The organism is Arthrobacter sp. D1-17 (assembly GCF_054130535.1).
Genome location: NZ_CP096382.1, coordinates 3,552,682 through 3,574,186, shown reverse-complemented (window position 1 = coordinate 3,574,186; position 21,505 = coordinate 3,552,682). Strand labels below are relative to the sequence as shown.

The window sequence follows — 21,505 nt, the reverse complement described above, 5'->3', positions numbered from 1 at the left end:
GCGCGAACGGACAGTTGTGGCCCCGTCCCCACGCCGTCCACGCGCGAACGGACAGTTGTGGCCCCTTTCCTGCCGGCGTTCGCTGAGGGGCCGGGGCTTAAGTGTCCGTTCGCGCTCAGGCGGTGGAGCGCTTTTCGCCTGCTTCGATCCTGGCGTCCAGGCTGTTGTTCGGTACGGGCATCGGGCAGGTGCCGTAGGGCGTGAAGGCGCTGGGGTAGTTGATGGCGCGGTTGAAGTCCAGGACCACGGTTGCCTGGCCTGACGCGTCGACGCGGGGGCGGGCCGTGGAGACTTTCCGCCACTCGTCAGTGCTGTCTCCATTCGTCTCGTCGTGGAATGTGACGGTCAGGGCCCCGAGCTTCTCCTCCTCGGCATGGAGCCGGTACTCATGGTCCTTCCCGGGCAGCCGGAAGACCAGCTCGCCGACGCTGCGGTGCACGCCGTCCACCAGGGGATTGGCGGTGGCGATCGGGATGTCCACCGGCTCCGGATAGGGCTCGAACCTGGCCTCCACCACAAAGTCGGGCCGGTACTCGAAGGTGGGCACGCCGTCGAACTCTGTGAGTACCGGCGACTGGGAATCCCTGGTGCGGATGGCATACCTGTCGGCGCGCATGGCCAGTTCCATCACAACCTGCCGGCCGTCCGGGCCGCCGAACTGCACCCACATGAGCGACTCCTCATTGGCGAGCCGCGCCGAGATGGTCCCGTCCACCGGTTCCCCGGTGGATACGAGTGTGAGCCCGTCAGCCGCGGACGCGGTGAGGACCGCCGACGTGCTGTCCGCCGACCACAGGCCCGGGACGAGGTCGACGGCGGACGGCTGGCCGTCGAGCCACTGGAACGAGGTGAGTGTAAGCCAGCCGTGCTCGGCTGCGAGCGCGGCGTTGCGGTTGGCGCGGAAACGCTGCCAGCGCTGCAGTTGGGCGTCGGGTGCGGTGCTCATAAGTCCTCCAATGCGCGTAGCTGCCTGTACAACCGCCAGCTACAACCTTCGGCCGCGGGACTTCATTCCGGCCGGCTCCCTGCAGCCAAGGAGGGTCTCCAACCCGGCATCACATTCAGGCGCCCCCATACCCCGGTGAAGCGGCCATGCCCACGGCCGGGACAGCATCAGGACGTAATCCCGGCCCCGCGGGCTGCGGGTAAGGCGGGCTGCGGGTAGTATGCCATAGGAACAAGTAACCCGGCTCACAGTATCCAGCGCAGTGTACGAGCCAAGTCGAACCCTCGAAAGATAGTTTCCATGGCTGACACTGCAACCAATCCTGAAACAGATCTCGCCGCCGAACTCCGCGCCGACGTGCGCCGCATCTCCACCCTGCTGGGCGAATCGCTGGTCCGCCAGCATGGCCCCGAACTCCTGGATCTCGTGGAGCAGGTGCGTCTGCTCACCAAGGAGTCCAAGGAAGCCGCCCGCGGCGGGGCGGACGCCACGGGTCCGTGGAGCGCCCACGACGTCGTTGCCCAGGTCCGGGAGCTCCTCGCCTCCCTGCCGCTTGAGCAGGCGACCGACCTGGTCCGCGCCTTCGCCTTTTACTTTCACCTCGCCAACGCCGCCGAGCAGGTCCACCGCGTGCGCGGCCTGCGCACGCGGCAGGAGAAGGACGGCTGGCTTGCCAAGGCCGTGGAGGACATCGCCGGGCAGGCCGGCTCCGCGGTGCTCCAGGACGTGGTCAACGAACTGGACGTGCGTCCGGTCTTCACCGCCCACCCCACCGAGGCCTCGCGGCGTTCCGTACTGGACAAGATCCGCAAGCTGTCCGATGTGCTGGCCCAGCCCACCGCTGAAGGCACCACCGCCCGCCGCCGCCAGGACCGCCAGCTGTCCGAAATGATCGATCAGATGTGGCAGACGGATGAGCTGCGCCAGGTACGCCCCACCCCCGTGGATGAGGCGCGGAACGCTATCTACTACCTCAACAGCATCCTCACCGACGCCCTGCCGGAGATGCTCACGGACCTGTCCGCGCTTCTGGAAGAGCACGGTGTCACGCTTCCCGCACAGAGCGCGCCCATCAAGTTCGGGTCGTGGATCGGCGGTGACAGGGACGGCAACCCGAACGTCACCGCGGCCGTGACGCACGAAATCCTGCAGCTGCAGAACCAAAACGCCGTGCGGATCAGCATCGGGATGATCGACGAGCTCATCTCGGTCCTGTCTAACTCCACCGCGCTCGCCGGCGCGGACCAGGCTTTGCTTGATTCGATCGACGCCGACCTTGCCAAACTCCCTGGACTGGACAAGCGCATCCTCGAGCTCAACGCGCAGGAGCCCTACCGGCTCAAACTTACGTGCATCAAGGCCAAGCTCATGAACACCGCCAAGCGGGTTACTGCGAACTCAGCCCACCAGCCGGGCCGTGACTACACCTCCACAGAGGAGCTCATTTCCGAGCTCGAGCTGCTGGAGCTCTCGCTGCGCAACCATTCGGCATCCCTCGTCGCCGACGGTGCCCTGGCGCGCGTCCGGCGCGCCATCGCCTCGTTCGGCCTGCACCTGGCCACCCTGGACATCCGCGAACACGCCGACCACCACCATGACGCCGTCGGTCAGCTCATGGACCGCCTCGGCGGACCCGGCATCCGGTACGCCGAGCTGACGCGTGAGCAGCGGCTTGAGGTGCTGAGTGCGGAACTGGGCTCCCGCCGGCCGCTGTCCGGCCACCCCATCAGGCTCGACGGCGTCGCTGACGGCACGTACGACGTCTTCCGCGAGATCCGGCGCGCCCTGCGCACCTATGGCCCGAAGGTCATCGAGACCTACATCATCTCCATGACCCGCGGCGCCGACGACGTCCTTGCCGCTGCCGTCCTGGCCCGCGAGGCCGGCCTGGTCAGCCTCTTCGGGGACGCCCCGTACGCCAAGATCGGTTTCGCCCCGCTGCTGGAAACCGTGGAGGAGCTGCGCGCCTCCGCCGAGATCGTGGACCAGCTGCTGTCCGATTCCTCCTACCGTGAGCTGGTCCGGCTGCGCGGCGACATCCAGGAAGTCATGCTCGGCTACTCGGACTCCAACAAGGAATCCGGCGTCATGACCAGCCAGTGGGAGATCCACAAGACCCAGCGGAAGCTGCGCGACGTCGCCGCAAAGCATGGCGTACGCGTCCGCCTCTTCCATGGCCGCGGCGGTTCCGTGGGCCGCGGCGGCGGGCCGACGTATGACGCCATCATGGCCCAGCCCAACGGCGTCCTGGAAGGCGAAATCAAGTTCACCGAACAGGGCGAGGTCATCTCCGACAAGTATTCCCTCCCGGAGCTGGCCCGGGAGAACCTGGAGCTTTCGCTCGCGGCCGTTATGCAGGGTTCCGCGCTGCACCGAACCCCCCGTACATCCGATGACCAGCGCGAGCGCTTCGGCCACGTCATGGAGATCATCTCCGACGCTGCCTTCGCCCGTTACCGCAGCCTGATAGACCACCCGGACCTGCCCGCCTACTTCATGGCGTCCACCCCGGTGGAGCAGCTGGGCTCGCTGAACATCGGCTCCCGGCCCTCCAAGCGCCCGGACTCCGGCGCCGGACTGGGAGGCCTGCGGGCCATCCCGTGGGTGTTCGGCTGGACGCAGTCCCGGCAGATCGTGCCCGGCTGGTTCGGTGTGGGTTCTGGTCTGAGGGCTGCCCGAGAGGCAGGAAACTCGGCCCAACTGGTGGAGATGATGGACGGCTGGCACTTCTTCCGCTCTGTCCTCTCCAATGTGGAGATGACCCTGGCAAAGACGGACCTGGACATTGCGGGCTATTACGTGGACACCCTGGTTCCCAAGGAACTGCACCACCTTTTCCGCGCCATCCGCGAGGAGTATGAGCTGACCGTCGCCGAGGTCCAGAACCTCACCGGCGAAAACGTGCTCCTGGATGCCCAGCCTACGCTGAAGCGCTCACTGGAAATCCGGGATCAGTACCTCGACCCCATCAGCTACCTCCAAGTGGAGCTGCTGCGCCGTGTTCGCACTGAAGCCGCGAAGGGCAAGACTGTGTCAGGAGCAGAGATTGACGAGCGCCTTCAACGCGCCATGCTGATCACGGTCAACGGAGTCGCAGCGGGCCTGCGGAACACGGGATAAGCCGGACGCTCTCTCACTTTCCGTGGAAAATTTCCGGACGCTCTCTTACTTTTTGTGGCTCGTTTTGGGACGCTCTCTCCCCCTGTGAGTAGAGGGTGCGCCGATGGGATGCGCCTCACCAGCTCACCAGCTCACCTTGCCGGTCGATAGGTCACCTGTCTTGCGCTGCAGCTGCCGGCAAGTCCGCCGCCGTCACAGGAAGTTCCGGCGGGGCCACAGCCGGTGCAGCAACAGCCGGTGACGCGGGCCCGGGTGCCAGTACGGGGGCGGTGTTGAATCCTGCGGGTGCGACCAGCGGAATGGCCTGTACGGGCGTGGCCTCTGTCGGACCTGGAGCAGGCGGGACGGCTGGCAGGGGTCCGGCATGCTCCGGACCCCCCGGAATAGCTACACACAGCACTCCACCCTGGGCCAGCAGCGGAAGCGGATCCAAGTGGAGGTCCCTGTCCTCGAGGCAGGCGCCACCACGCCGCACATCAAAGTGGCCCCGGCAGGTGGGGCAGCCGAGGAGGCTGCCGCCGGCCTCTGTGCCGGCAGACCTGTGCAGGGATGCGCCTGCCAGGGAGCCGGTGCAGCGCGGGCAATAGTCGCGATACGCGTACAGGTCCTGGCCAGTGCGGCAGGCCAGTACCGGGTAGCCGCCAACCAGGAACGCCGCGACCTCGCCGGATTCAAGACCCGCGATTTCCGGTATCGGTTCCCATGTGCCGCCGGACATGTCTTGCCAAGGCCCTGCGGGTGTTGCGACCGCAGGATTGTTCGCCCGGACAGGGAACGAGTCCACGGGGATGAGTTCGGGCGCTCCGGCCTGTTTTGCCACTTCCGCGACGTCTATGGCGGTCACTTCCGGTGCCGCAGCCTTGATCGCCGCTTCTACCTCGGACTTGAGCGAAGCGGACGACGGCGGGCCCCCGGGATGCGTGCGGAAAAGTTTGAGCCGCACCACACCGTCCTGGCTGGTGCCTTCCAGCTCCACGTCACGGCCCTGCGAGCCAAGGTAGGGCCGGAGCCGGTCCACTGCCACGGCGACCCTCGCCTCCAGCGGGCGGGGATCCAGCCCGTGAAGCACCAGGAGGCCCGACACCAGGCGGTCACCCGTCAGTGCTACTACCGTGGCGTCGTCAAGCTTTCCCTGATCGCGCAGGATCTCCATGATCCGGCGCAGCCCGGATCCGTAGAGGTCCGCCACTTGCCGCACCAGATCCCCTGCACTGCCTGGGGCCGCCGCGCGCTCAATGCCGCCGGTCTGGAGGAGAAGGTCTATCTTGTCGTCATGCTGGAGCGGCCTGTCTTCACCAGGCATGCCCTATGCGCCTGTCGAAGAATGGGAGGGAACGGGCTTTGTCTGTCGTGCGGGCAGCATCAGTAGGCATCATTGCCTCTTTCGGTAGCCCCTGCGGGCGGTGGTGTACTTTAGTCAGCGTTCCGGTCAAGATGCCGGATCGGTCGTGCCGGGGATGCGGTGCGGATGCCGGCCCCGTCGCCGCATCCGCAGGGGTGGACGGTGTTCTATGGCACCTCCGCGGAGACCGGCCAAGGCTTGCAACGGAACACGAAGGTGTCCGGAAACCCGACGGACAAATGCGCGATATCGACGTCTGGTGCAGTGGCCGGCCGTTCGCCTGCGGGCTCAAGAACGGCGGGATGAAGGCTCTGTGTGCCTAAGAGTTCATGCATGATCGCGCCCCTTTCCTGCCAAGATAGGCTCGCCCACGACAAAACGCAACCGCCAGATACTCCGCCACAATCCCAGGGCGCGAACGGGCAGCCGATGCCCTTCAGAAGCGGATTGAGGGCCTTTACTGCCCGTTCGCGCTCTGCCGTTAGGGTGGGAGCATGCCGTCATTTCAGACCAGACTCAAGATCACCGGGCTGAAGCCCGGCCATCCTCCCGAGGCGGTGATGGCAGCAGCCGTCGAAGCGCTGGGCACGCGGCATCACGTGGAATCGAACCAGCTGGACATCGCCGGGGGCGTGCCCCAGCTGAACCTCCGCTTCCTGGTGGAGCCCACCGAATACAGCGGCGAGAACAACCAGGCGCTGGAGTCGGCCGCTTTGATGCGTGACGCCGTCGAACGCGTTGCCGTGACAGGCGCGCTGTCGGTGCTCCGCCGCAGCCGCGGCAGGTGGGCCCCCGTCTGACCGTCGCCCGGGCTGTTCAGGAAGCGGAGCCGGCAGTTCCGTCGGGTTCATCAACAGGAGACCGGCTGCCGCGGCGCCGCGTAGCAATCACTCCGACGACGGCCCCGATCACCAGGCCTGCGGCCACCCCGATGAGTGAGCTCGCCCAGAACGGCAGCCCTGTGGCTGAACCGGTGAAGTAGCCGAGCCCGACGAGCCACGTCGCCCAGAGGACAGCCCCCAGCCCGGCGCAGAGGTTGAAGCCGCCGGTTGAGACCTCGGCGATACCGGCCGCAGCGGAGGTTGCGAGCCGGCCGCCGGGGATGAAGCGGGCACCAATGATGGTGCCATAGGTGGAGGAGCGGCCCGCTTTCGCGATGGCGTCATGGATCCCGTGGTGCAGTTTCCGCCCCCACCGCCAGCGGTCAAGGACATGGCTGAGCCGGCGCTTGAACAGCTGGAAGACCACCATGTCCCCGGCCCAGGAAGCCGATGCTGCCAGCAGGCCAACCAGGGCCAGGTTCGCGCGGCCCTCGGCGGAAAGCGCCCCTCCCGTGATGAGAACCATCTCGGACGGGACGGGCGGGAAGATGGCGTCACCAAGCACAGCCGGAATGATCCAGAAATAGATCGCGGCCCCCCAGCTGTCCGCGTTGCCGAAGTCCATTTGCACAAACTACCGCACTTGACGCCGGCTGGGGACTCCCGGATCTTCGTCGGATCTGTTGAGCGAAGGCGTCGCGCAGATATTCCAGGACATCCTGGTATTCCTGCACGCCCCAACATCTAACGGGCTTCGCTCAGCTCCAGCCTGCTGCGGTATTCCACCGGATTTCCCGTGATGGGATCAACGAAGCGGATACCCCGAGCCAGGAGCTGCAGCGGCTTGGTGTAGTCGTCCGGCGCTTTGTCCAGCAGCTCCGGGTAGAAGGCATCGTGCAGGATGCCCAGCCCCAGCGACGCCATGTGAACCCTCAGCTGGTGGGTCTTGCCGGAGTGCGGCTCAAGCCGGTACAGGCCGCGGCGCTGCCTTGGAGCGGAACCGGCAGCGGAACCTGCGGCGGGACGGCCACCGTCGGAAGTCCCGGCGTCGAACGTTTTCAGCAGGTCAATCCTGGTCTCCGCATTCGGCTCACCTTCGACGACCTCCGCGAGGAGGTAGCTGCGCGATTTGGTCATCCGGTTCCGCACCACCACGGGGAAGTCGAAGGTGGGGTATCCGGCAGCAGGTTCCGCTGCGGCCACGCACTCGTATTCCTTCTGCACCTGCCGCTTCTCAAACAGGACCTGGTACTTGCCGCGGGTTTCGGGGTTTGTGGACAGGAGCAGGATGCCCGCGGTCATGCGGTCGAGCCGGTGCATGGGAATCAGGTCGGGCAGATTCAGCTGGTTCCGCAGCCGCACCAGCGCGGATTCCTGGATGTAGGTGCCGCCTGGCGTGGTGGGCAGGAAGTGCGGCTTGTCCACGACGAGGATGTGGTCGTCCTGGTGCAGGATGTTCAGCTCCACCGGCAGGCGCTTCTCCGGGGGCAGGGTGCGGTAGTACCAGATGAAGGTGTGGTCCTCGAGCCTGGTGCGCCGGTCCAGTGGAACGCCGCCTTCGCCGACGATTTCCCCGGCGTCGAACCGGTCCTCGATGCCCTGCGGATCAATATGTCCCCAACGGTGCATCATATAGTCCATCGCAGTGTCCCACGGCCCCTCATCCGGCAGGCGAAGACGGGTCGCGTTCACGCCGTCGCGCACGGGGAGGGGGGATTGCATCACCGCTCCATTCTACTTTGCCGTTTCGACGCCCGCCGTTTCGACGGTTCCTGTCTGGCTAGACGTCGCCGGACGTCGACTGCGCGGGGAACCGTCGAAACGGCGGACCCTGTGGAGCCGGACCCTGCGGAGGCGGGCCCTGCGGAGCCGGAGCCGGAGTCGGCGCGGAGTCACCGCGATGGCGACGGCGGGGGTGTCCTTGGACCTCCCGGCAGCTGCGGGGAGGAGCCCAGCCTGTCCTGGGCCGAGCGCAAGGCAAGGACAGCCGTTTCCAACTTGTTCGGCGGCACAGTGAACGGCGCGCGCAGGAGTTCTCGGAGAAACCGCCCACGCCGAATCGCGGGCCGCGGCGAGCCGGATGCCGAAGTCGGGCGGACGTCGGCAAACAGGCCCACCAGCACGGCATCTGGACGGCCCGGCCGTGGAGCAGCTGGCGGCCGCCCATCTGGTGCGGTCCCTCGAAGAGCCCCTGCCCGCACGTCTTGCAGTTTGGCCCTGATCCCCTCATTCTCATACCTGGGCGGGCAGGCTGTGCTGCTCACCGGCGCGGTAGTGCTCAACGGGATCGAGCCTTCGCCTGCGACGTCGGTGCGCCCTTTCGCCCTGGGGCGCGTGACGGCCTCATGACCGGGCTCGCCCGCCGCACCGGCTGTCGGTCCGCACGTCCAGAACCCTCATCGAAGTGGTAGTGCTTGGGGCCCGCTGCTTGGCGGCCCTGTCGGGGTGGGCACCGTGGTCTACGCACTGGCCATCGGACTCCTGGTCCAGCTCCTGTTGCCCTCCTTCATGGCCCCGGACGCAAGCCAGGCTCCCGCCCGGGTGCCCGTCCCGGGACCCTCAGAGCGCAGACCCCAAGTGGTTTGCAGCCGCCGGGGCTACTCCCTGGCGCCCAAAAGCGGCTGACAAGTGGGGCAGAAGTAGATGTCCCTCTCCTCAATGACGAGTTCGGGATTGCCCCTGCCCGCTTTGCCCAAGATTGCGTGCCGGATGGGCGTGCGGCAGCGGAGGCAGGGCTGATGTTCGCGGCGGTAAACCCAGTATCCAGGCCGGCCGGCTGCCCTGCCCACAGGCATTCCCCGCGCATTGAGCAGGGTGGTGCGGCGTCCGGGGCCGAGGTTGGCCTCCAAGAGCTGTTTGGCGTCAGCAAACATTGCGGGCAGATCCGTGGCTGCCGCTACCGGCGAGGCCGGGTGCAGTCCCGCAAGGAAGCACACCTCGCAGCGGTAGATGTTGCCGATGCCGGCAAGGTTTCGCTGATCCAGCAACGCCACGCCGATGGGCACGTTCGGCGCGGACGCCATCCGCCGTTCGGCTTCAACAGGATCCCAATCAGGCCCGAGCAAGTCGGGGCCGAGGTGGCCTACGACTTTGTCCTCGTCGGAGGTCTTGATGACCTCGAGCTGTCCCAGGGAAAAGCCGACGACGTCCGCCACCGGTGTGCGGAGCACGCACCGCGCGGTGAAACCTGGTTTCCGCCAACGTCCACCTGGCGCATAGACCTGCCAGCTGCCCTCCATTTTAAGATGGGAATGAATGGTCACCCTTTCATCGGCCTGGCTTACCAGCCGCATCAGGAGGTGCTTGCCGCGCGGGACCACCCCCTCAACAGTCCAGCCGCGAAGGTCCAGGGTGGCGAAACGGGGCACCCGGAAGTCTGAAGCGGTGAGTGTCTGGCCGGCCAGGGCGCCGTGCAGCTGATGGGCGGCGCGCCAGATGGAATCACCCTCAGGCACGGATCCTCAGTCCCTTCGGGGTGGAGTAGGCTCCTGCTGCCGTCAAAGCCGCTGCAGCCGGGGTGTCCAGGATGGCGTGGCCGTTGACCTTTTCCATGACGAGCTTGTCCACCGCGCCGCGTTTCACGACATCGACCAGTGCCGAGGCCGCAGCGGCCAGGACCGGCTCATCGTCCGAGAAGACGAGGAGCGTCTTGCCGCCGCGCTCCACGTACAGTGTCAATGCGCCGTCCACCAGTACCACCAGCGCCCCAGCTTTCCTGCCCGGACGGTGTCCGCTGCCGGCATCTTCGCCCAGCGCGGGCCAGGACAGAGCAGCCCCATACGGGTTGGCGGGGTCCGTCGCGGCAAGGGCCAGCGCTACGGGTTCCGGCTTGGCAATCTGAGTGTCCTCGGAATAGGAACGCAGCCGGTCCACCGTCGCAGGGACGGCGAACTGGGCTGCACCAAGATGCTCGATGAAGTAGCCGCGCCGGCAACGCCCGGCTTCCTCCAGCCGGGCGAGCACCTTGTACATGAGTCCGAAGCCGCCCAGGATGTTCTCTGCCATGACCGAGCCGCGGGTGACGATCCCGTACCTGTCCAGGAGCAGTTCGGCCATTGCCCGGGCATGGATCGTGGGGTCGAGCTCCGGTGCGGGGAGGGCGGACCACCGCCCGGCGGCCAGCGGCGGCGTCGGGGCGGACCCACTGGCGGATCCGTAGCGCGCGCCAGCTAGGCCGGGTGACCCTAGCAAGCCGGTTCCGTGTGAACGGCCCAGCCTGCTCATCCGGGGAGCGCGGGCGCGCGGTGCCCGGGCAACCTGGCGATGCGCCGTGTGTCCGCCGGCGATGAGGGAACGCACCGGGGCGAATGTGTCCCCGGTAATCCGGCCGGCCCACACCAGGTCCCACAGCGCGGACACTACATCCTGGTCGCCGAGTACCGCATCCATGCCGCCGGCAATGTCGGTGAGCTGCCGGAAAAAGTAGCCCCCGCCGTCGGACTGCAGGTGCTCCAGCAGCCGCCGCTGCGCATCCCCGGGCTCAAAGTCGATGGAGGGGTTCAGCGTCAGTTCCGCGGATTCGGCAAGATGGAGGCTGATCCAGCCATCGTTGCCGGGGAGGGCGCCGGCTCCGGACCAGAGGACTTCGCCTGCTGCCATCAGCTCGTCGAGCATGGCTGGCTGGTAGTTGGACACGCGGCTGGCCAGGACAAGGGGCTCCCAGGCCGACGCCGGAACGGGGACGCCGGACAGCTGGTCGACAGCCGTAAGGATGCCGTCCAGACCCCGCAGCGCGGGCTGGCCGCGCCGGTTGCCCTGGGTGCGGACGTTCTGCCAGGCCGGCAGGAACCGCCCATAGGTGGACGTATCCACGGGTTCCACTTCGGCGCGCAGCGCGGCAAGGGAACGACGGCGCAGCTTCCGGAGCACCTCCGCGTCGCACCACTCGCTGCCGGTAACGATGGTGGTGGTTGCGGCGCCACGCCCCTCCGCTTCGCGTGCGTGCCCTTCCGTTACGGGCTGCCCTTCCTGTGCCGCAGCCTCGCCGGCTTCCGCGGCCGGTTCCACATGGGGGCGGAACTCGCCTTCGACCACCCGCCCGTCGGCGGCGAGGCGTTTCAGCGCAGCGCTGACCACCGCAACGCCGAGTCCCAGCCTGGCCGCGGTCTCCGCAGCCGTGAATGGACCGTGGGTGCGCGCGTAGCGTGAGACAAGGTCGCCCAACGGGTCCGCCACGGGTTCGATGAACGCCAGGGGGACGCCCATGGGAAGGGGAACCCCGATGGCGTCCCGCAGGCGGGCGGCATCTTCCACAGCCGCATACCTTTCGACGCCGCCGATGCTCACCCTGATGGCGCGGTTCGCCCGTTGGAGGGCTGCAAGATGGGCTGCGGCGTCGGCCATTGTGACTTCGGAGGGCGGGGTGGTAGTGGGCGGATCGGTTCCGACGGGCTCAGCCAGTTGGACAGGCTCAGCAAGCGGCTCGGTTTCAGCAGGCTCAACCAGGGGAGCAGGCTCAACCAGGGGAGCAGGCTCAACCAGCGGGGCAGGCTCAAGCCTGGCCGCGACCTCGTCCGGCGCGAGCGGACCCAGGAGGCGCAGCAGGTCGGCCACGCCTTCGACCCCGCGGACCCTGCGGTCGGGAGCAAGGCGCTGCAGCTCGCGCTCCGTTGACTCGATCACTCTGACATCCAGCAGTTCCCGCAGCTCCACCCGGCCGAGCAGTTCGTTGAGCAGCGTGGAATCAAGGGCGAGAGCGGCGGCTCGGCGTTCGGCAAGCGGCGAATCGCCCTCGTACAGGAACTGGGCCACGTACCCGAAGAGGAGCGACTTGGCGAACGGAGAGGGCTGCTGCGTGGTGGTCTCCACGATCCGCAGCTCTCGGCGTTCCACGGAGGAAGCGATGTCCTTTAGCGCTGGCAGGTCATAGACGTCCTGCAGGCATTCACGCACCGTCTCGAGCACGATGGGGAACGTGGGGTACTTTCGGGCGACGTCGAGCAACTGGGCGGAGCGCTGGCGCTGCTGCCATAGCGGCTGCCGCTTGCCAGGAGTCTGCCGCGGGAGCAGCAGCGCACGGGCCGCGCATTCGCGGAAACGGGAGGCGAACAGTGCACTGCCGCCGACCTCGGCAGTGACAATCTGTTCCAGCTCCTCTGGGTCGAACAGGAACAGCTCAGCGCCGGGCGGATCGTCCTCCATCATGGGAACGCGGAGCACGATGCCGTCGTCGGCAGCCATGGCGGAGCCGTCCAAGCCGTAGCGCTGGTGCAGCCGCTGGCCCACGGCCAGCGCCCAGGGGGCATGGACGGGCATCCCGAACGGGCTGTGCAGGATCACCCGCCAGTCCCCGAGCTCGTCATGGAAGCGCTCCACGACAAGCGTTGTATCGCTGGGAACGACTTCTGTGGCCTGCTTCTGCTCGTCCAGGTACTGGAGCAGGTTGTTGGCGGCAAAGCCGTCCAGTCCGCTGGCCTTGCAGCGTTCGGCGGCAGGGCCGACGCCGGACGCTGACAGTTCCCGGATGAAGGCGCCGAGGGCGCGGCCGAGATCCACCGGCCGGCCAAGCGAGTCCCCCTTCCAGAACGGCAGTTTCCCGGGCTGGCCAAAAGCGGGTGAAACAAGGACACGATCATGGGTGATGTCCTCAATTTTCCAGCTGGTGGCACCGAGGGCGAAGATGTCGCCAACCCGGGATTCATAGACCATCTCCTCGTCCAGTTCACCCACGCGGCGGCCGCCCTTCGCGGGGGCGGCGCCGCCGGAGCCCTTGCCATCGGCACTTCCCCCGGCCCGAGACGCTGATCCTTCCGTTTCGGTCCCGATGATATAGACGCCAAAGAGCCCCCTGTCCGGGATGGTTCCTCCGGAGGTGACGGCGAGACGCTGCGCTCCGGGCCGTCCCTCGATGGTTCCTGCATTCCGGTCCCAGATGATGCGCGGGCGGAGTTCAGCGAATTCATCGGACGGGTAGCGGCCGGCCAGGAGGTCCAGCGTGGCCTCGAACGCGGAGCGTGGGAGCGAGGCGAAGGGCGCCGAGCGCCGTACCGTTGCGAACCACTCCTCCACATCGATGCTGCCCAGGGCGGTGGCCGCGACAGTCTGTTGTGCCAGGATGTCCAGCGGGTTGGCCGGAATGCTCAACCTCTCGATTTTGCCGGCCAGCATCCGCTCCACCGTGATGGCGGTGTGGACGAGATCAGCCCGGTGCTTGGGAAACAGGTAGCCCTGGGAAATCTCGCCCACCTGGTGTCCGGCCCGTCCCACGCGCTGCAGTCCGCTCGCCACGGACGGTGGAGATTCGACCTGCACCACAAGGTCCACAGCGCCCATGTCGATGCCAAGCTCCAGGGATGAGGTGGCCACCACGCAGCGGAGCCGTCCCGATTTCAAGTCATCTTCGATGAGGGCCCTTTGGTCCTTGGAGACGGAGCCGTGGTGTGCCCTGGCAAGCAGCGGCTCGGCCCCGGACGTGCTCCCAGCCTGGGCCATCATGTGCGCGGGAGTGGCGGTGGACGCCGGGGGGGAACCGGGAGGAACCGGAGCCGGTTCGTCCCAGCCGCCTCCGACCGCGAGCAGCTGCCGGTCTGCGTGGATCTCGTTCAGCCTTGCGGTGAGCCGTTCAGCCAGCCGGCGGGAGTTGGCGAATACGATGGTGGACTGGTTGGCCAGCACCAGGTCAACAATCTTTTCCTCCACATGCGGCCAGATGGAGGCCTGCGGCTGCAGCCCGGACGCCGGGCCGGAATCGAAGGCTCCTGCCGCCCCCTGCAGATCCGACATGTCCTCCACAGGAACCGACACAGTGAGGTCCCAGTTCTTCCGCGAGGGCGGCGCCACGATCTCCACGGGCGCGGACCCGGCCAGGAACTGGGCCACCAGTTCCTTCGGCTCCACGGTGGCAGACAGCCCGATCCGCTGCGCGGGCTTGGGCAGCAGCGCGTCAAGCCGTTCGAGGGAGACGGCCAGATGGGCGCCGCGCTTAGTGCCGGCCACGGCGTGCACCTCATCCACGATGACGGTACCCACTTCGCTGAGCGTTTCCCGTGCCCGCGACGTCAGCATAAGGAACAGCGACTCCGGAGTGGTGATGAGAATGTCCGGCGGATTGCTGAGCAGGGTGCGGCGGTCGGAGGCAGGGGTATCTCCGGACCTGACGCCTACAGTGATCAACGGGGCAGGCATGTCCAGGCGCTTGGCTGTTTGGGTGATGCCGATGAGCGGCGAGCGGAGGTTGCGTTCGACGTCGACGCCAAGCGCCTTTAGCGGGGAAATGTACAGTACACGGGTTTTCCGCTTCGGCGTTTTCGCTCTGCGGCTGTTGGCCGCCGCCCGTTTCCCGCTGCCCTTTGCCGTTCCGTCTGCTTCCTCCCCGTCTGCTGCTGCCAATCCCGGAAGCGCTGCCGGCCCGGTCGCCTCGGAGACCAGCAGCCGGTCCAGGGCCCACAGGAAGGCGGCGAGGGTTTTTCCGGAACCGGTCGGCGCGACAACAAGGGCATGGGATCCGGAGGAAATAGCGTTCCAGGCGCCTTGCTGCGCAGGGGTCGGTTCGGAGAAGGCGCCGAGGAACCACTCCCGGGTAGGCCGGCTGAACTGGCCCATGGAGTCCACCGAAGATGTGCCGCCGGTCGTGCCGGCGGGCCCCTGCGACTGCATGCCTCCATCATGCCCTAAGGCACCTACAGTATCTCCGCACCCCCGTGCCCGCGCCCCGTCAGGCCTACCGCTCAACCAGCCCCGGCCCGCTGGGCCCGCCCCTTCTGCCCCGTACTTCTGCCCCGGGTACTTCTGCCCCGGTTACTTCTGTCCCCGTTCCCCGGCCGCCGGAAGGTTGCGCGTGGCCGGTCCCTCGAGCAGGGTCCCGTCGCTGTTGAACCGGGAACCGTGCAGGGGGCAGTCCCAGGATTTTTCGTGGTCGTTCCAGTGGACGATCCCGCCGAGGTGGGTGCAGACAGCAGACAGGGAGCAGGTTTTCCCGTTCACCGTGGACGTCGCCACGGGCTTGCGCCCCCGAACTGCCACAACGCCCGTTCCTTCAGCGGGCACAGTGCCCTTGTCCTGGGGAAGCTTCCTCAGCGCGGCCTGCGACCAGTCCTTGGCGAGGGTGGCGGCCACGCCGGCGTTGAGCGAAACGGCGGAGGCAGCACCTGGAGGGGATGTCACCCTGCGGTGGATCGTGTTGGCCCATTCCAGGTGGCCGCCAAGGATGTCCGCGGCGATGCCGAGGGCGGCGGCAACCGCGTTCGTCATTCCCCATTTGTTGTAGCCGGTACCCAGGAAGATCCGGCCGCGGCCGCGGGGAAGCTTCCCGAAGAAGGGCATGAGGTTGATCGACTGGTAGTCCTGCGCAGACCACATGTGTGTCACGGCGGCGCCGGGGAAGTGGGATTCTGCCCAGGCCAGCATCTCATCCAAGTGGGCCTGTTCCGATTCAGCCCTTCCCACAGGATGCCCGTTGCCGCCCACCAGCAGCAGACGGCGCCCGTCGAGCGGGTAGTCACGCAGCGACCGGGTGGGGTGCTCCACGGACAGGTACATGCCGTCCGGCGGCGTCAGGGAGCCGGCGAGCTCCAAGGCCGCGGCGTAGGAGCGGTTGGGCTTGAGCTTCGCAAAATACATGCCCCGGTTCAGGATGGGCGTCCCGGTGGCGAGCACCACCGTGTTGGCGCGCACCGACCCCTGGTCGGTTTCAACCACGGCCGGACCGGTTCCGCTCACATCCCGTACACGGACGCCGGTAACGACGGTCCCGCCATGTGAACGCACATCCTTGGCCAGGGCCAGCACGGCATCCATGGGATTGATCTGTGCCTGGCCGCGGAGACGTACTGCCCCGTGGATGGGGAACGGAAGGCCTGCGTCCCGGACATAATCCACCTCGACGCCGGCGGCGAGCGCCGCGGCCAGCTCCTTACGGAGCGTCTCGGCACCCTTCGGCGTGGTTGCGTAGGTGTAGGCGTCGCGTTCCTGGTGGGGGAGACTGGCGGAATCCAAGTAGCGCAGCAACCAGGCCTGCCCCTCACGGTTGGCTGTGACATACGCTTCGACAACCTTCGCCGAGTATTGGCTCCTGAGCGCCGACAGGGCTGTTCCCTGCAGCAAGGTGACTTTGGCAGTGGTGTGCCCCGTGGTGACGGCGCCAAGGTACCGGGCCTCAAGAACCAGGACATTCTGGCCGGAGCGAGCGAGGAGCAACGCCGTCACCAAGCCGGTGAGGCCGGCGCCAACCACCACCGTGTCATACGCCTCATCCGGGCGGAACTCATCTCCGCTGAAGGTATCAGTGCGGTCCAACCAGAGCGACGTCATGCCAATCAACCTGCCTTCAACCGTAGCCACATTGCGGAGCAATCACGCGCCAGACCTTCCTGTTATGGAGGGCCCGACGTAGTCGTCAGTGTACTTATGGAACTGGGGCCGAGGAACAGGTCACTGCGCCTGGAACGGCCCGATGGCCAGGAGTTCTATGGAGGCGTTGCTGCACGCATCCGAAGGCTGGGCCACGAAGAGGGACGCTGTTTCCTCGGGCGGGTAAATCCTGAACCCGGCCGCCGGAACCAAGACGCAGTCACTGTGGTTGCGGGCCTGGGTGTAGCGCAGCACGGCGGACCCGGCCCGCCCGGGAGCCAGCAGCACGTTGACGGCCGGCGTCGATGTGTCGCGCCGCGCCGGCGCGCCGATCGGCTCGCCGGCGCGGCCGTTGGTCAGGGAGACGCCGGCGAAGCCATTGAGATGACAGGGGACGGAGCCGCTGTTGGTCAGGATCAGCTGCATATAAACACTGCCGGCCGCGCCGCCGCCCGAGGCGTTGGTACTGGCCTCCAGCGCCGAGGCCCTGCAACGAGCGACGGCGGTGCCCGTTGCCTCATGAGGTGGTGGCCCAGTGCTTGCCGGCGCTTGGGACGGCGTTTCAGCCGGCGCCGGGTCAGCCGAAGCGGATGCCGAGGACCAGGCCGACGGCGGGACGGGAGTTGCCGGGTCCGCCGGGCTTGCGCTCGGGCTGGTTTCCGACGCTGTGCTCGTAGTCGGTTGCGGGCCGGCTTGCCCGCCTGCCCCGCACGCCGTCAGCAGCAGCACGAGCGCGCCGGTTGCTGAAGCGGACGTCAGTCCGGTGGGGATGCGCTGAAGCCTCATGGTCCTAACCTTGCGGGCAGCGCCGCCATAGTCAACGAAGGCGCAGCCGGCATGAGGAATTGGTGGCCGGATTGTGATGCCGGCAAACAATCTGCCCGGTCTGTTTCTTACCGCGATGATTTCCTTGCCATGCGGCTTGCGGCTGACGGCTAACGGGCGGACCTCCGCGTCCAAGCGCCAGCTCCTCAGCGGGGTCCGGAAACGCTGCATCGTTCATACCGTCTGGCCGTTCCGCTGACGTTCAGAGGAAGTATTTAAATGATGCAACGATAAACCATGCGCAACCCCGGAATGCCTCTCCAAATGGGGCCTTATTCCGTTGATAAGGGCATTTCCCTATGTCAGAATGAACCGTGGTCTCGCTTGTCCCGGAATTCACTAACTAAAAGATTCGGATAAGGAATAGCTCTCCGTCTGGCCGCCGCCGATCCATCACCGGCGCAGCCAGCACCGCCCCCGAGTACTGGGGGCGCGCAGGGCTGAGGGAGGCAGCTCGGCACTCACCGGCAGCAACGCCGCTGCTGGTGAACCTTGAATAGGCGCATCAGTAATCGGTACAGGCAATACCAGCCCCTACCGATAACGATGGGGGCTGAGGTTATGACCGGTTGGCTTGTCCGCTGGAGTCTTAAGTTTCGTTTGATCGTTTTGGCCGTTGCGGCCGGCATTCTAGGGTTCGGACTAACGAGCCTGCCGTCCATGCCAATGGATAATCTTCCTGAATTTTCTCCACCGCATGTGGAAATTCAGACCGAGGCGTTGGGTCTGTCGGCCGTCGAGGTCGAGCAGCTCATCACCTCTCCCATGGAGGCGGATCTGCTGAACGGGGTCGCTTGGCTCGATGAAATCCGTTCAGTGTCGGTTCCTGGCCTGTCGTCCATTGAGATGGTCTTTGAGCCGGGAACGGATGTTTTGCGTGCACGGCAACTGGTGGCCGAACGCCTGACGCAGGCCCACGCTCTGCCCAACGTCTCGTCTCCGCCAGTGCTGATGCAGCCGCTGTCTTCGACGAGCCGGGTGATGATGGTCGAAATGACGTCAGAGGACGTCTCGCCAATCGACATGTCAGTGCTGGCCCGCTGGGACATCAAGCCCGCACTCATGGGCGTTCCCGGGGTAGCCAACGTTTCTATCTTCGGCCAGCGTGAGCAGCAGTTGCAGGTCCAGGTGGACCCCGCAAAGCTGCGGGCCCAGGATGTAACCCTGAACCAGGTGGTGGAGACTGCAGGCAACGCCGTCTGGGTTTCGCCGCTGAGCTTCCTCGAGGCGTCAACCCCGGGAACCGGCGGCTTCCTGGAATCCGCCAACCAGCGGATCGGTATCCAGCACGTTCTTCCCATCCGCACACCGGAGGATTTGGGCAAGATCAGCGTCGAGGGCAACAACAAGTCCCTGAAGCTGTCCGATGTAACCACCCTGGTCGAGGACCACCAGCCGCTGATCGGGGACGCAGTGACCGGAAAGTCTCCGGGCCTGCTGCTGGTCATCGAGAAATTCCCAGACACCAGCGTCGCCGAGGTCACCGCGGGGGTTGAGGCGATTCTGGACGGCCTGCGACCTGGCCTGTCAGGGATCACGGTGGATTCGACCGTCTTCCGTCCGGCGTCCTTCCTCGAGTCCGCCGCGAGCGGGCTTGGTGTGGCGTTGCTGGTGAGCCTATTGGTCGTGACGGCCGCCATTGGTCTGGCCTTCCGGTCCTGGCGGTACGCGCTGCTGGCACTTGTGGCCATTTCCGTGGCCGCAATGGGCGCAGCCTTGGTGCTGCAGTTCCAGGGAGCCGTGCTGAACACCATGGCGTTCGCTGGCCTCACGTTGGCGCTCATCGTGGTGGTGGGCGACATCATCCTGGACCTGCACAGCTTCCGAAAGGATGCCGCGAATGAAGGGCTGTCCCGGGAGGCTCTGCTGGCCCACGGGCTGCAGCGATCGCGGGTGCCCGTCCTGTTCGCAGGCCTGATAGCGCTGCTGGCGCTCGCTCCTGCACTGTTTGTCCCGGGCGTGGACGGAGCATTCCTGAAGCCGCTGGTGCTGTCGTACCTGCTAGCAACGGCGGTGGCAATGCTGGTCGCCCTTACGGTCACTCCGGCGCTAGGGAGTCTGCTGTTGCGCGGCCGCCAGCGGCCGCAGACGAAGCCGTCCTTTTTCCACAAGCTCGGAGAGCGCTACCGCAGGTCAACAGGGTCCTTCACCAAGGGCGTGGCCGTTCTGGTCGCATCGGTCGCAGCCGTGCTGGCCATAGTCGCCGTGGCACTGGTGCCGGGGCTGACCAGGCAATCGCCGATCGTAAGCGCCGTTCCGGACCGCACGCTCCTCGTTGAATTGGACGCCTCCAGCGGTACAGGACCGGACGTGATGAACCGGCTAATGACCAAAGCCGGCGAGGAGCTGACACAAATCGAAGGAGTAGCACGGGTCGGCGGCCACGTAGGACGCGCCATCACCTCGGACCTGTCATCCGATGTGAACTCCGGAGAGCTCTGGATCACCATGCAAGACGGCGCGAACATCGCGAACGTCCGGGCCGATGCCCAGTCCATCGTGCAGGGCTACCCGGGAGTGACGGCCAAGGTCACCACCTACCCGGAGCAGCAAGTGGCCGCAGCCAGCGCTCGTGACGACCAGCAGTTCAGGGTCCGCGTCTATGGCATCGAACTGCCCATCCTGCAGGAGAAAGCCAACGAAATCCGCGACATCCTGTCACGTACCGCGGGGGTCGTTAACCCCACCGTGGAGGCCACCCCGTCCCAACCTGTAGCCGAGATTGAAGTGGACCTCGCCAAGGCGCAACAGCAAGGCGTCAAGCCCGGTGACGTGCGGCGCGCCGCTGCCACTGTCCTCCAAGGTATTGAGGTGGGCTACCTCTTCGAGCAGCAAAAGGTGTTCCAGGTCGTCGTCAAAGGCGTCCCAGAGACGCGTCACAGCATGAGCAATGTCCGGAACCTGCTGATTGACAAGCCGGAAGGCGGGCAGATCCGGCTCGGCGACGTCGCCGACGTCAGGCTCAGCCCCAACCAGACAGTGATCAACCACGATGACACCTCCAGGAGGATCGACGTGGTGGCTGACATCGAAGGCAGGAGCCTCAGTGACGTGACCGCAGACATACAAAGCGCAATCAAGGGCATGCAGTTCCCCGTTGAATACCACGCCGAGATCCCCAAGAAGTTCGGCGAGCAGCAGGCAGCCGGTGACATGATGGTGTGGCTGGCGGCGGCCGCGGCGGCGGGTATTCTGGTGCTGCTGCTGACCGTCCTGGGCAGTTGGCGGCTCGCAGCGCTCGTGTTCGTGCTGCTGCCTGTCGCATTACTGGGCGGTGTCATTGCTGCCTGGTTGAGCGGGGGCTTCGGTTCCCTGTACGTGCTGGTAGCCCTGGCGGCTGTGCTTGCCGTCGCAGTCCGTGACGCAGTCATGCTCATGGGCACCTATCAATCCATCCAGGCCCAGGATCCGACGGCGTCCCCGGCCGAGCAGATGAAGCGTGCGGTATCCGAGCGGCTGCAGCCAACAGTGCTGACGGCCATCATCACCGCCCTGGCGCTGGTGCCACTGGTGCTGCTGGGCGGGCCCGTCGCCATGGCCATGCTGCTTCCGATGGCGCTCATCCTGTGGGGCGGCCTGATCACGTCCGCCCTGCTGACCCTGTATATCCTGCCGATCCTCTTCCTGCGTTTTGGTCCGGCCGCCAACACGGACTGGGGGAGCTCATTGGTGATTAACAACGGACCGGTTCTGTCAGAGAGGTCGGAATTGTCATGAAAAGCAACAGTGGTTTTGGGGGCTGGCGTTCTGTTCTCGTGCTGGCCTGCGCGGCGTCAATGAGCCTTGCCGGCTGCGCGGCAGTGAAATCCGAGTCTGCGCCTGCCGGGGAGGCTCCGGCCAGCCTGGAGAAGGTGGGCTCGGATCTGAACCGGCTGACGCTGACAGAGAAGGCGGTGGAACGGCTGGGACTGACCACGGAGAAGGTCACGAAGGGCAAAGCCGGCCTGGAGGTCCCGTACGCCGCACTGATGTACGACGGCGCCGGCAAGACCTGGGTCTACACCAGCCCGGAGCCGCGGACGTACATTCGGGCCGCGGTGGCGGTGGAGCGAATCAGCGGCGACAGGGTCGAGCTCCGGTCCGGTCCGCCGGCCGGAACAGAGGTAGTCACCTTCGGTGCTGCGGAGCTGTTCGGGGCCGAATTCGGCACGAAGGGGCATTGAC

The 21,505-nt window shown here is 66.3% G+C and carries 12 protein-coding genes and 1 pseudogene; 5 read left to right on the top strand and 8 right to left on the bottom strand.

Going from position 1 to position 21,505, the window contains the following annotated elements; genetic code table 11:
* Positions 1 to 115 precede the first annotated feature (115 nt).
* Positions 116 to 946: a DUF1684 domain-containing protein gene (locus tag M1E01_RS16445; RefSeq protein ID WP_457972598.1), complete on the bottom strand. Its 831-nt coding sequence runs from the start codon at positions 944 to 946 to the stop codon at positions 116 to 118.
* Between the two features lie 300 nt (positions 947 to 1,246).
* Between M1E01_RS16445 and ppc the strand changes: the two genes are divergently transcribed.
* Complete coding sequence (gene ppc, locus M1E01_RS16440; RefSeq protein ID WP_457972597.1) at positions 1,247 to 4,066, top strand: phosphoenolpyruvate carboxylase; 2,820 nt, start codon at positions 1,247 to 1,249, stop codon at positions 4,064 to 4,066.
* Positions 4,067 to 4,217: 151 nt separating this feature from the next.
* Here the strand turns inward: ppc and M1E01_RS16435 are convergent, their stop codons facing one another.
* Positions 4,218 to 5,369, bottom strand: a complete 1,152-nt coding sequence (locus tag M1E01_RS16435) for a NifU family protein (RefSeq protein ID WP_457972596.1) — start codon at positions 5,367 to 5,369, stop codon at positions 4,218 to 4,220.
* Positions 5,370 to 5,902: 533 nt separating this feature from the next.
* Here M1E01_RS16435 and M1E01_RS16430 point away from each other — a divergent pair.
* Positions 5,903 to 6,208 carry a hypothetical protein gene (locus tag M1E01_RS16430; RefSeq protein WP_457972595.1) on the top strand — a complete coding sequence of 102 codons (306 nt, stop codon included), beginning with the start codon at positions 5,903 to 5,905 and terminating at the stop codon, positions 6,206 to 6,208.
* A 16-nt stretch (positions 6,209 to 6,224) separates the two neighbouring features.
* Here the strand turns inward: M1E01_RS16430 and M1E01_RS16425 are convergent, their stop codons facing one another.
* Both M1E01_RS16425 and M1E01_RS16420 read right to left on the bottom strand, forming a co-directional pair.
* Positions 6,225 to 6,854, bottom strand: a complete 630-nt coding sequence (locus M1E01_RS16425; RefSeq protein WP_457972594.1) for a DedA family protein — start codon at positions 6,852 to 6,854, stop codon at positions 6,225 to 6,227.
* 119 nt (positions 6,855 to 6,973) lie between these two features.
* On the bottom strand, positions 6,974 to 7,951 hold the full coding sequence (locus tag M1E01_RS16420) for an RluA family pseudouridine synthase (RefSeq protein ID WP_457975005.1): 978 nt from the start codon (positions 7,949 to 7,951) through the stop codon (positions 6,974 to 6,976).
* 489 nt (positions 7,952 to 8,440) lie between these two features.
* On the opposite strand from M1E01_RS16420, the pseudogene M1E01_RS16415 reads away from it, so the two are divergent.
* A pseudogene (locus tag M1E01_RS16415) lies at positions 8,441 to 8,854 on the top strand (hypothetical protein); the annotation flags it as partial.
* Here the strand turns inward: M1E01_RS16415 and M1E01_RS16410 are convergent.
* From M1E01_RS16410 to M1E01_RS16395, 4 genes are all read right to left on the bottom strand, one after another.
* Positions 8,827 to 9,684 (bottom strand): Fpg/Nei family DNA glycosylase, encoded by an 858-nt coding sequence (locus M1E01_RS16410; RefSeq protein WP_457972593.1) that lies wholly within the window; start codon positions 9,682 to 9,684, stop codon positions 8,827 to 8,829. The pseudogene M1E01_RS16415 and the gene M1E01_RS16410 overlap by 28 nt on opposite strands.
* Complete coding sequence (locus M1E01_RS16405; protein ID WP_457975004.1) at positions 9,677 to 14,770, bottom strand: DNA glycosylase AlkZ-like family protein; 5,094 nt, start codon at positions 14,768 to 14,770, stop codon at positions 9,677 to 9,679. The genes M1E01_RS16410 and M1E01_RS16405 overlap by 8 nt, the downstream gene beginning before the upstream one ends.
* Positions 14,771 to 14,965: 195 nt before the next feature.
* On the bottom strand, positions 14,966 to 16,477 hold the full coding sequence (locus M1E01_RS16400; protein WP_457972592.1) for an FAD-dependent oxidoreductase: 1,512 nt from the start codon (positions 16,475 to 16,477) through the stop codon (positions 14,966 to 14,968).
* A gap of 120 nt (positions 16,478 to 16,597) precedes the next feature.
* On the bottom strand, positions 16,598 to 17,302 hold the full coding sequence (locus M1E01_RS16395; RefSeq protein ID WP_457972591.1) for a DUF4232 domain-containing protein: 705 nt from the start codon (positions 17,300 to 17,302) through the stop codon (positions 16,598 to 16,600).
* Positions 17,303 to 17,887: 585 nt separating this feature from the next.
* On the opposite strand from M1E01_RS16395, the gene M1E01_RS16390 reads away from it, so the two are divergent.
* Positions 17,888 to 21,058, top strand: coding sequence for an efflux RND transporter permease subunit (locus tag M1E01_RS16390; RefSeq protein WP_457972590.1), 3,171 nt, complete (start codon positions 17,888 to 17,890; stop codon positions 21,056 to 21,058).
* Entirely contained in the window at positions 21,055 to 21,504 is a 450-nt protein-coding gene (locus M1E01_RS16385) for a hypothetical protein (RefSeq protein ID WP_457972589.1), read from the top strand. Before M1E01_RS16390 ends, M1E01_RS16385 begins: the two co-directional genes overlap by 4 nt.
* Position 21,505 lies beyond the last annotated feature (1 nt).